Here is an 11660-nt window from a genome sequence, read left to right as displayed (position 1 = left end):
TGGGGTGGAAGTGCGCGGCCCGCCTGCCGGGGCCCGCCGCGAGCGCGCGAGCGGTGGGGGTGGGGGCAGGCGGGTCCTCTTTCAGTCGACCGGCGGGGGGAACTGCACGGGCCGCGGGAAGGTGACCGCGAAGACGTGGGCGGGCTCCCGGTAGGGGTCGAGCTCCACGTAGTTGAACTGGCCCCAGTCGTAGCGGGCGCCGGTCAGCTCGTCGGTGACCCCGAATCGCTCGTGCCAGTCCAGGCCCAGCGCCGGCAGGTCCAGCGCCGTCGTCCCGATCTGGGTGTCGCGGCTGGACAGGTTCACGACGACGATGACGGCGTCGTCCGAGCCCGGGTCGGTCTTGGAGAAGCAGAGCAGGCTGGGGTTGTCGACCTGGTGGAAGCGCAGCGTGCGCAGCTGCTGCAGCGCCGGGTGGGCGCGCCGGACCTCGTTGAGCCGTCGCAGGTACGGGGCGAGGCTCCGGCCGGACGCCTCCGCGCCGGCCCAGTCGCGCGGGCGCAGCCGGTACTTCTCGCTGTCCAGGTACTCCTCGCTGCCCGGCTTCACCGCCACGTGCTCGAAGAGCTCGAACCCGGAGTAGACGCCCCAGGTGGGGCTCATCATCGCCGCGAGCACGGCGCGGATCTTGAACATCGGCGGGCCACCGAACTGCAGCGACTCGTGGAGGATGTCCGGGGTGTTCACGAAGAAGTTGGGCCGCATGTAGTGGCTGTTCGCGGCCAGCTCCCGGCCGTACTCCTCCAGCTCCTCGCGCCCGGTGCGCCACGTGAAGTACGTGTAGGACTGCGTGAAGCCGATGCGCGCCAGCTGGTGCATCATCGCCGGCCGGGTGAACGCCTCGGCGAGGAAGAGCACGTCGGGGTGGCTCTGCTTGACGTCCCAGATCAGCCAGTGCCAGAAGTTCAGCGGCTTCGTGTGCGGGTTGTCGACGCGGAAGATCGTCACCCCGGCGTCGATCCACACCTGGATCACCCGGCGGCACTCCGCGTAGATGCCCTCGGGGTCGTTGTCGAAGTTGATCGGGTAGATGTCCTGGTACTTCTTCGGCGGGTTCTCCGCGTAGGCGATCGTGCCGTCGGGCTTGGTCGTGAACCACTCCGGATGGGTCTCGACCCACGGGTGGTCCGGCGCGGCCTGCAGCGCGAAGTCGAGCGCGACCTCCATGCCCAGCTCCCGGGTGCGGGCGACGAAGGCCTTGAAGTCGTCCATGGTGCCCAGCTGCGGGTGGACGGCGTCGTGCCCGCCCTCGTCGCTGCCGATGGCCCACGGGGAGCCCACGTCGTCGGGGCCCACGTCGTGCGGGTTGCCGCCGGGGAACTGGCTGGAGTTCGGGCCCTTGCGGTTGACCTTGCCGATCGGGTGGATCGGGGGCAGGTAGACGACGTCGAAGCCCATGTCCGCGATCGCCGGCAGCCGGTCGGCGGCGGTGGTGAAGGTGCCGTGCGTCGGGACACCGCCGACGACGGGCCCCTCCGACCGCGGGAAGAACTCGTACCAGGAGCCGTAGAGGGCCTCGCGACGGTCGACCCACACCTCGTACCGGGGGGAGCGGGTGACCAGCTCGCGCACCGGGTGCTCGTAGAGGTAGCGCTGGAGCCCGGCGGCCAGCGCCGGGGCGATGCGCACGGTCAGCTCCTGCGAGGTGTCGCGGAGCGCGGCGGCGGCGGCCTCCACCCGGCCGCGCCAGTCCTCCTCGGCGTCCGCGGCCACCCGGTCGAGCAGCCGGGCGCCCTCCTCCAGGTCGTTGGCCAGCTCGTCGGCGCCCTGGCCGGCCTCGACCTTGACCTCGACGGCGTGCCGCCAGGTGGCCAGGGGGTCGCTCCAGGCCTCGATGCGGAAGGACCAGGAGCCCTCGCGGTCGGGGACCACGGTGGTGAGCCAGCGGTCGGGCTCCTGCCCGTGCTTCGCCAGGCGGCGCAGCGGGCCGGGGTCGTCCTCGGCGCCGGGTGGGATCCACACGACGTTAGCCGCGACGGCGTCGTGGCCCTCGCGGAAGACGGTGGCGGTGATCGGCAGGTGTTCACCGACCACCGCGCGGGCCGAGAAGGACCCGCAGGACACGACGGGGGCGACATCGGTGATGCCGAGGCGGAGATCAGCGCGGCCAGTCATCGCCGACCACGCTACTGAGCTGCCGCCTCACCAGCATCTCGGCCGCTCGTCCGCAGCTCCCACCTCACCCGTCCGGGGTCGGTGGCCTGCTCCGGCGGGCTCCGCGGGGCACCGCGCGACGGACGCGACGGAGGGCCCGCGACTCGTTAGGCTCGCCGGGTGCGAGCTCTTCGTCGGTTCACCGTCCGCGCGGCTCTGCCGGAGCCGCTCCTGCCGCTCTCCCAGCTGGTGACGAACCTGCGCTGGTCCTGGCACGTCGAGACCCGCGATCTGTTCGAGGCCCTCGACCCCGATCTGTGGGGCCGCTGCGGCGGCGACCCGGTGCGCGTGCTGGGGGAGGTGTCGGCCGAACGCCTGGCCACCCTGGCCAAGGACCGGCGGTTCGTCCGCCGGCTGACCGACGCCGTCGACGACCTGGAGGAGTACCTCGCCACCCCGCGCTGGTACCAGTCGCTGGGCGACGAGGCGCCGCGGAGCATCGCCTACTTCTCCGCCGAGTTCGGCATCAGCGAGGTGCTCCCGCAGTACTCCGGCGGCCTGGGCATCCTCGCCGGCGACCACCTGAAGGCCGCCTCCGACCTCGGCGTACCGCTGATCGGCGTGGGCCTGCTGTACCGGGCCGGCTACTTCAGCCAGGGGCTGTCCGCCGACGGGTGGCAGCTCGAGCACTACCCCTCGCTGGACCCGCACGGCCTGCCGATCAAGCTGCTCCGCCAGGCCGACGGCTCGGCCGTGGTCATCACCGTGCCGCTGCCGGAGGGGCGGACCCTGCACGCGCACGTCTGGCGCGCGCAGGTCGGGCGGGTCTCGCTGCTGCTGCTGGACAGCGACATCGAGGAGAACGCCCCGGGCGAGCGGCTGGTCACCGACCGGCTCTACGGCGGCGACGAGGACCACCGCCTCCGGCAGGAGATGCTGCTGGGCATCGGCGGGGTGCGGGCGCTGCGCGCCTACTGCTCGCTGACCGGCACCCCGCAGCCGGAGGTGTTCCACGCCAACGAGGGCCACGCCGGCTTCCAGGGCGTCGAGCGCATCCGGGAGCTCACCGAGGCGCACGGTCTCACCTTCGCCGAGGCGCTCCAGGCCGTGCGCGCGGGCACCGTCTTCACCACCCACACCCCCGTGCCGGCCGGCATCGACCGGTTCCCGAAGGCGCTCATCGAGCGTTACTTCACCGGCTTCGGCGTGCCGATGGACCAGTTGCTCCCGCTGGGCGCCGAGGACGACCCGACGAAGTTCAACATGGCGCACATGGGCCTGCGCCTGGGCCAGCGGGCCAACGGGGTGAGCGCGCTGCACGGGCACGTCAGCCGGGGGATGTTCAACGACCTGTGGCCGGGCTTCGACGAGAGTGACGTGCCCATCAGCTCCATCACCAACGGCGTGCACGCCCCCACCTGGACCGCGCGCGAGCTGGTGGAGATGGGCACCCAGACCTCCAGCCAGGGCGATCCGGTCACGGTCGACGGGCCGGTGCACTTCGACGGCGTCGACAAGATCCCCGCCGACGTCCTGTGGGGCGTCCGCCGGGCGCTGCGGGGCCGCCTCGTCGAGGAGGTGCGCCGGCGGATCCGGGAGACCGCGCTGTCCCGCGGTGCCACCGAGACGGAGGTCGGGTGGACCGACACCGCCTTCGACCCCGACGTGCTCACCATCGGCTTCGCCCGCCGGGTGCCCTCGTACAAGCGGCTGACGCTGATGCTGCGCGACCCGGAGCGGCTCAAGGCCCTCCTCCTGGACCCCGAGCGACCCCTGCAGCTGGTCATCGCCGGGAAGAGCCACCCCGCGGACGACGGCGGCAAGCGGCTCATTCAGCAGATGGTGGAGTTCGCCGACGACCCGGAGATCCGCCACCGGATCGCGTTCCTGCCCGGCTACGACATCGGGATGGCGCGCTACCTCTACTGGGGCTGCGACGTCTGGCTGAACAACCCGCTGCGCCCGCTCGAGGCCTGTGGCACCTCGGGCATGAAGGCCGCGCTCAACGGCGGCCTGAACCTCTCCATCCGCGACGGCTGGTGGGACGAGTGGTTCGACGGGCAGAACGGCTGGGCGATCCCCACCGCCGACGGCGTCGCCGATTCCGACCGCCGCGACGAGGTGGAGGCCCGGGCGATCTACGACCTGCTGAGCACCCAGGTGCTGCCGCGCTTCTACGAGCGGGACAGCGACGGCGTGCCGGGCCGCTGGGTGGAGATGGTGCGGCACACCCTGCGCGAGACCGGCCCCAAGGTCCTGGCCACCCGGATGGTCCGCGACTACGTCCGCGGGCTGTACGTGCCGGCGGCCGGCTCGGCCCGTGCGATGGCCGCCGACGGCTACGCACCGGCGCGCACCGAGGCCTCGTGGCGGGCGCACCTGCTGTCCCAGTGGCACGACGTGCGCGTCGCCCACGTCGAGGCGACCGGCGCCGGCGACACCCCGGAGATCGGCTCGACCCTCGCGCTGCGGGCCGAGGTCGAGCTGCCGGGGCTGCAGCCCGGCGACGTCCAGGTGCAGGCCGCCTACGGCCGGGTCGACGACGCCGACGGGCTGCACGAGGTGACCACCGTGCCCATGGCCCACGAGCACGCGGACGGGACGCGCCACTGGTTCACCGCCACCGTGCCGCTGGAGCGGACGGGCGCCTTCGGCTACACGGTGCGCGTCCTCCCGCACTCGGAGCACCTCGCCGATCCGGCGGAGCTCGGCGTGGTGAGCACGGCGTAGCCGGGCTCAGCCGGCTCATCCACCACGTCGGCCCCAGCGACACCGTGTGACGTCGTGACGCCCCGGCGTGGCGTCGGCCCGCGCCCAGCCAGACCGCTCGCGGATCACTAGGCTGGACGCCATGCCCGACCGCTGTGAAGTCCTCCCCGGAGATGCCGTCGTCGCCCGCCGTGGCGGCGGCCTGCTGTGGGTCGACGCTCCCGGCTCGCCCGCCCTCGTGTCGGCCCTGCACGCCTGCTTGGGCGTGACGGGTCCCGGGGCCGACCGCGTCCTCGCCGCCGTCGCCGGTCAGCTGAGCTCCCTCGCCTCCGGCAGCGTGTCCTTCGCCCTCGTCGTCACCGCCGACGCCGGAACCGGTGTCGCGCTGTGGGCGGGCAAGGGGCAGCCGGCCGTCGACGGCGTCCCGGTCTCCGGGTCGTCGGTCGAGGGCGGCACGCTCGCGGCCGGCTTCTCGCTGGGGCAGTCGCTCTACGTGGGCCCGGGGCAGTCGGCGCCGCGCACCCCGCCGGGGGTGAGCTACGACCTGGTCGAGGGCACCGTGCCCGGCGGTGGCGCCACGCTGCACCTGGCCGGTGCGGCGCCGGTCGCCGCCGCGGCACCGGTGGCGGCGGCGCAGTCGTCGTTCTCTGCAGGCACGGACGCGGGCTTCGGCGCCGGCCGGGGCTCCTCGGCGGCGTCGGCCCGCCCCGACTCGGGCGAGCAGACCGCCTTCTGGCGGCCGGACCCCGCCGAGGCCACCCCGATCCTGCGGTTCGACGACGGCATGGTGGTCACCATCGACGAGGACCTCGTGCTCGGCCGGCGTCCCGACAACCACGAGATGGTCTCCAGCGGCTCGGCGCGTGCGGTGCCGATAGCCGACACCCAGAACGTGCTCTCCTCCGCCCACGCCGCGCTGACCCGCAACGGCCGCGAGGTCTCGCTGGTCGACCTCGGCTCGCTCAACGGCACCCACGTCGCCGGCCCCGAGGCCACCGAGTGGACCCAGCTGGAGCCGGGTGTGGCCCACCCGCTCTCCGACGGCGACCGCCTGCTGCTGGGCTGGACCGTCATCACCTTCGAGCAGCCGCAGGAGTAACTGCAGCGCGAACCACCGAGAGCCCCCGGTCACCAGGACCGGGGGCTCTCGTGCGTCGTGGGGGCCGCCCGACTGCGCAGTTGATGCAGCTCAGGACGGCGTGCCGCCGCGTGTCGGCGGCAACAACTGCGCAGTCGACGTCTCAGGGGCGGCGTTCGACGCGGAGCAGCCAGACGCAGCGGCCGGGCATCACCAGCGGCCCCGGGGCCACGAAGGTCGGCTCCGGCGGGGTGCCGCGGGCGTACTCGGTGGAGAGCACCAGCTCGTAGCCGTCGGCCCACGGCGGGCCGGGGAGCTCGACGGTCACCGGGTCGGGCCCGGCGTGCACCTGCACCAGGTAGGAATCGTCGACCACCGGGTGGCCGTGCTCGTCGCGGTGCCGGATGCCGCGGCCGTCGAGGTACATGCCCACCGTCTGCAGCCCGGTGTCGAACCAGTGCCCGGTGGTGAGCTGACCTCCACCCGGGGCGAACCACGCCAGGTCGCGGGTGCCGCCGGTGCCGGCCAGCTCGTGCCCCTCGAAGAACGCCTCCTGCCGCAGCACCGGGGCGCCGCGCCGGAGCCGGACCAGCCGGGTGACGAAGGCGAGCAGGTCCTCGTCGGCGTTGTCCCAGTCCAGCCAGGAGATCTCGTTGTCCTGGCAGTAGGCGTTGTTGTTGCCCCCCTGGGTGCGGCCCAGCTCGTCACCGGCGGTGAGCATCGGCACCCCGGTGGACAGCAGCAGCGTGGCCAGGAGGTTGCGCACCTGGCGCGCGCGCAGGGCGAGCACCTCCGGGTCGTCGGTGGGCCCCTCGACGCCGCAGTTCCAGTTCCGGTTGTGGCTCTCGCCGTCCCGGTTCTCCTCGCCGTTGGCCTCGTTGCGCTTGTGCTCGTAGCTCACCAGGTCGGCGAGGGGGAAGCCGTCGTGCGCGGTGACGAAGTTGATGCTGGCGAACGGACGGCGGCCGTCGGAGCGGTAGAGGTCCGAGGAGCCGGTCAGCCGGTAGGCGAGGTCCCGCACTCCGACGTGGGCGCCCGCCCACACGTCCCGCACGGTGTCGCGGTACTTGCCGTTCCACTCCGTCCACGGGGGCGGGAAGTTGCCGACCTGGTAGCCGCCGGGGCCGATGTCCCACGGCTCGGCGATCAGCTTGACCTGGCTGACCACGGGGTCCTGGTGCACGACGTCGAAGAACGCCGACAGCCGGTCGACGTCGTGCATGGAGCGCGCAAGCGCGGAGGCGAGGTCGAAGCGGAAGCCGTCGACGTGCATCTCGGTCACCCAGTAGCGCAGCGAGTCCATGAGCAGCCCCAGGACCGCCGGCCGGCGCACGTCGAGGGTGTTCCCGCAGCCGGTGTAGTCGGTGTAACGGGCCGGGTTGCCGCCGTCGAGCCGGTAGTAGCCGGGGTTGTCGATGCCCTTGAACGACAGGGTCGGCCCGGTGTGGTCACCCTCGGCGGTGTGGTTGTAGACCACGTCGAGGATCACCTCGATACCGGCGGCGTGGAGCTCCTTCACCATCGTCTTGAACTCGGTCACCTGCCCGCCGCCGCTGCCGGAGGAGCTGTAGGCGGCGTGCGGTGCGAAGTAGCCGAGGGTGTTGTAACCCCAGTAGTTGGTCAGCCCGCGGCGCAGCAGGTGCGGCTCGCTGACGAACTGGTGCACCGGCAGCAGCTCCACCGCCGTCACGCCGAGGGCCAGCAGGTGCTCGACGAACGCCGGGTGGGCGAGCCCGGCGTACGTGCCGCGCAGGTGCGGCGGGACCCCGGGATGACGGGCGGTCGCGCCCTTGACGTGCACCTCGTAGATGACCGTGTCGGACCACGAGCGCCGCAGCGGGCGGTCCCCGTCCCAGGGGAACGGGTCGTGCACGACGACGCCGCGCGGCACGTACGGCGCGGAGTCCTGGTCGTCGGGGACGGCGGAGTCGGGGGCGCCGAACGGGTGGCCGAAGAGCGCGGTGTGCAGCCGGAGCTCGCCGTCGACGGCCCGCGCGTAGGGGTCGAGCAGCAGCTTGGCCGGGTTGAACCGCTGCCCCGAGAACGGGTCGTAGCCGCCGTGCACGCGGTAGCCGTAGCGCTGCCCGGGGCCGATGCCCGGGAGCCGGCCGTGCCAGACCTGGTGGGTGGTCTCCTCGAGGCGGTGCCGGTGCTCGGCGCCGTCGGGGTCGAACAGGCACAGGTCGACGGCGGAGGCGCCGGCCGACCACAGCGCGAAGTTCGTCCCGCGGCCGTCCCACACCGCGCCCAGGGGGGCGGGCGCGCCGGGCAGCACGTCGAGGAGCGGGTGGCCGGCGGCCGGGAGATCGGTCACCGGGCGATCGTGCCAAGTCCTCGCCCGGAGCGGGCGCACCGACCGCCGCGCCGCTTGGTTGGATGGGGGCGTGGCGAACCCTGACGCCCCCGAGGGGGCGGTCGTACGGATGACCGGGGTCGACGTCGTCCGGGGCCAGAACCACCTGCTCCGCGGCATCGACTGGGTGGTGGAGGAGGACCAGCGCTGGGTGGTGCTCGGCCCCAACGGGGCGGGGAAGACGACGCTCCTGCAGCTGGCGGCCGCGCAGCTGCACCCGACCCGCGGAGAGGTGCGGCTGCTGGGCGAGACGCTCGGGGCCGTCGACGTGTTCGAGCTGCGGCCCCGCATCGGGCTGACCAGCGCCTCGCTCGCCCAGCGGATCGCCCCGTCGGAGAGGACCGGCGACATCGTCGTGTCGGCCGGCTACGCCGTCGTCGGCCGCTGGCGGGAGCGCTACGACGTCCACGACCTGACCCGGGCCGGGATGCTCATGCAGCAGTGGGGGGTGGCCCAGTACGCCCACCGGCCCTTCGGCACGCTCAGCGAAGGTGAGCGCAAGCGGACCCAGATCGCCCGCGCGCTGATGCCCGACCCCGAGCTGCTGCTGCTGGACGAGCCCGGCGCCGGCCTCGACCTCGGCGGGCGCGAGGACCTGGTGGCCCGGCTGACGGACCTCGCGAAGTACCACTACGCGCCCGCGCAGGTGCTGGTCACGCACCACGTCGAGGAGATCCCGCCGGGCTACACCCACGCGCTGCTGCTGCGGGAGGGCGAGGTGGTGGCCTCCGGTGCGGCCGACGACGTCCTCACCGCCGGGCACCTGTCGGACACCTTCGGGCTCCCGCTCGAGCTGACCCGCACCGACGGCCGCTTCACCGCCCGGCGGGTCGGCTGAGCGGGCGAGAATGGCAGCTTTTCGGTTGGAGGGAGGGCGGGCCGCTTCTGAGGGCCGTGAACGGGCGTCCAGGCTCGCATCCGATGCGCTTTCTCCGTGGCGTTCTATAGCGTAGAGCTGGCCAGCTGAGAGGATGGACTGGTGCGAATTACGAGTGTAAACCTCAAGGACTGGAAAAGTTTCGCCAGCACCGGGCCCATCGCCCTGGATGCGATCAACATCCTGGTGGGTCGGAATAATGCTGGAAAGTCTGCATTTTTGCGCGCTGTCTACCTCCTGCAGTCGGGCGACCCTCAAGAGGTTGACGTCAGGTCTGGCGCAAGCCAAGCTACCGTAACAATGCAGCTGGAGGATGCGAACCTGGCTCGCTATTGGGGCGGGTTGGTGCAAGAGCTTAGCGCGCCGTCGGGCACGCTGCGTATGACCGTTCGACGCGAGGCGAACTTTGCGCCCATGGACGTTCACTTCATTGACACGACGGCGCTCGGACGCTCTCTAACCCGGATCGCAGCGGTCGAGCCTCACAACTTTTTTTATCCCTACCTGTCGCGGCGAAAGGTTGCAGCCTACGAGACGGCGATCGACTCATCCCGGGCAACAGCTATCAGTGGGGATCTTCGAAATCTGGTCGCCAAGATTGATCGCCTGGCATCGCTCGACATTGAAGACAATCGCGCCAAAATGTTTCGAAGTACCTGTGAGCGTGTATTTGGCTTCCGAATATCGACTTATCAGGTCCCGGAGGGTAAGCGCGCCGGAATAAGTATCGGCCAGTTCGAGTACCTTCCCCTCGAGGCGATGGGTGAGGGTGTAGGGAACCTTCTAGGCCTCATCGTCGACCTCTGTATGAACAACTCCAACCTCTACATCATCGAGGAGCTCGAGAACGATATACACCCAGAGGGTCTGAAGGCAATTCTCGAAGTCATCTTGGAGACCTCCAAGTCCAACCAGTTCCTGATCTCTACGCACAGCAATGTCGTTGTGCGTTGGCTTGGTGCGGACCCGAGTACACGCATCTACGCAGTCAGGTCCAGCTACTCGTATGGAAAACCTCCCGTCTCGACGATAGAGGCGGTGGGAAACGACGTGGAGTCGAGATCGCAGCTCCTGGCGGAACTGGGATATGAGTTAGGCGACTTCGATCTTTGGGACGGCTGGCTCTTCCTAGAGGAGTCCTCCGCAGAGAGGATAATCCGCGACTATCTTGTCCGCCTTTTCGTTCCGCGCTTGTCGAGGGTGCGAACGCTGGCCACTGGCGGAAACGCAAAGACGGAACCAGTCTTCGAAGACTTTCGGCGAATATTCTTGTTCGCCCACTTGGAGGGCCGGTATCGGAACCGTGCTTGGGTTAAGATCGACGGCGATCCAGACAGTGTTGCGATCGTCTCCAAGCTGCGAGAGACATACTCAGGATGGGATCCGTCTCGATTTGACACCTGGCGCGAAGCCGAGTTTGAGCGGTACTACCCCCGCCGATTCGAGAAAGAAATCGACGCAGCTTTGAGCCTCTCGGGCTCGGCTAAGCGCGCCGCGAAGCGCGATTTGCTGCTTCAGGTAATAGCGTGGTGCGACTCCCAAACTGATGACGACCTGCGCCACGCGTTTAGTGAATCCGCTCAGGAAGTTGTCGACTTCTTGAGGGGCGTGGACGCGGCGCTCTTTGAGGACTTAGGACCAGCCGTAGTAAGCGGCGTCTAGCGGGGATGCGTAGGCCAGTCGTTAGTGATGGCGCTGGCGTCTGGCTAAAGTTCTCAGGGACCGTCGACCGCGACGGTCAAATGTGGCGGGAGGTTTCGTGGCTGAGCCCGAGTTCGTGACCTTGCAGGTGGCCGACGGTGTCGGCACGATTCGGCTCGACCGGCCGAAGATGAACGCGATCGACGAGCAGCTGCACCTGGAGGTGCGGGCCGCGGCGCTGGAGGCCGGGCAGCGCGACGACGTGCGTGCCGTGGTCATCTACGGCGGGGAGCGGGTCTTCGCCGCCGGCGCCGACATCAAGGCGATGTCGCAGCTCGACGCCACCGGCATGACCGCGTGGGGCAAGGAGCTGCAGGACTCGTTCCGCGCGGTGGCGCGGATCCCGCGCCCCGTCATCGCCGCCGTCACCGGCTACGCGCTCGGCGGCGGCTACGAGCTGGCGCTGTGCGCCGACTTCCGCGTGCTGGGGGCGGGGGCGAAGATCGGCCAGCCCGAGATCCTGCTCGGCGTCATCCCGGGCGCCGGCGGCACCCAGCGCCTGGCCCGGCTGGTCGGCCCGGCGCGGGCCAAGGACCTGGTGTTCACCGGCCGCCACGTCGGTGCGGAGGAGGCCCTGGAGATGGGGCTCGCCGACGCCGTCGTCCCCGACGCCGAGGTGTACGACACCGCACTCGCCATGGCCCGCAAGCTCGCCGCCGGCCCGCCGCTGGCCCTGGCGGCGGCCAAGCGGGCGATCGACGAGGGCCTCGAGCTGCCGATCGAGCAGGGGCTGGACCTGGAGAGCCGGCTGTTCGCCGAGCTGTTCGACACCGAGGACCAGAAGTCCGGGATGCGCTCCTTCCTGGAGAACGGTCCGGGCAAGGCCGAATTCACCGGCCGCTGACCCC

7 protein-coding genes are annotated in these 11660 nt (G+C 70.8%); 5 read left to right on the top strand and 2 right to left on the bottom strand.

Going from position 1 to position 11660, the window contains the following annotated elements; translation table 11 throughout:
• Window positions 1-81: 81 nt before the first annotated feature.
• Complete coding sequence (locus ACI79Q_RS09910; protein WP_456588888.1) at window positions 82-2115, bottom strand: alpha-1,4-glucan--maltose-1-phosphate maltosyltransferase; 2034 nt, start codon at window positions 2113-2115, stop codon at window positions 82-84.
• 159 nt (window positions 2116-2274) lie between these two features.
• On the opposite strand from ACI79Q_RS09910, the gene glgP reads away from it, so the two are divergent.
• On the top strand, window positions 2275-4824 hold the full coding sequence (glgP, locus tag ACI79Q_RS09905; RefSeq protein ID WP_456588887.1) for an alpha-glucan family phosphorylase: 2550 nt from the start codon (window positions 2275-2277) through the stop codon (window positions 4822-4824).
• 121 nt (window positions 4825-4945) lie between these two features.
• Entirely contained in the window at window positions 4946-5902 is a 957-nt protein-coding gene (locus tag ACI79Q_RS09900) for an FHA domain-containing protein (protein ID WP_456588886.1), read from the top strand.
• Window positions 5903-6044: 142 nt separating this feature from the next.
• Here ACI79Q_RS09900 and glgX read toward each other — a convergent pair whose 3' ends face one another.
• Window positions 6045-8195 (bottom strand): glycogen debranching protein GlgX, encoded by a 2151-nt coding sequence (gene glgX, locus ACI79Q_RS09895; RefSeq protein WP_456588885.1) that lies wholly within the window; start codon window positions 8193-8195, stop codon window positions 6045-6047.
• Between the two features lie 70 nt (window positions 8196-8265).
• On the opposite strand from glgX, the gene ACI79Q_RS09890 reads away from it, so the two are divergent.
• The 3 genes from ACI79Q_RS09890 to ACI79Q_RS09880 all read left to right on the top strand — a co-directional run bounded on the left by ACI79Q_RS09890 (window position 8266) and on the right by ACI79Q_RS09880 (window position 11656).
• On the top strand, window positions 8266-9072 hold the full coding sequence (locus ACI79Q_RS09890; protein ID WP_456614625.1) for an ABC transporter ATP-binding protein: 807 nt from the start codon (window positions 8266-8268) through the stop codon (window positions 9070-9072).
• Window positions 9073-9213: 141 nt separating this feature from the next.
• On the top strand, window positions 9214-10773 hold the full coding sequence (locus ACI79Q_RS09885) for an ATP-dependent nuclease (RefSeq protein WP_456614624.1): 1560 nt from the start codon (window positions 9214-9216) through the stop codon (window positions 10771-10773).
• 97 nt (window positions 10774-10870) lie between these two features.
• A complete protein-coding gene (locus ACI79Q_RS09880) occupies window positions 10871-11656 on the top strand; it encodes an enoyl-CoA hydratase/isomerase family protein (RefSeq protein WP_456614623.1) in 786 nt (261 codons plus the stop codon).
• Window positions 11657-11660: the final 4 nt, after the last annotated feature.

This window comes from Blastococcus sp. SYSU DS0828 (assembly GCF_054050975.1).
The sequence above is the reverse complement of the archived record's forward strand: the minus strand, read 5'-3'. Positions and strand labels throughout refer to the sequence as shown.

Coding starts and splice junctions, on each gene's coding strand:
- ACI79Q_RS09910 (WP_456588888.1), bottom strand. CDS start 2,115: ATGACTGGCCGCGCTGATCTCCGCCTCGGCATCACCGATGTCGCCCCC.
- ACI79Q_RS09900 (WP_456588886.1), top strand. CDS start 4,946: ATGCCCGACCGCTGTGAAGTCCTCCCCGGAGATGCCGTCGTCGCCCGC.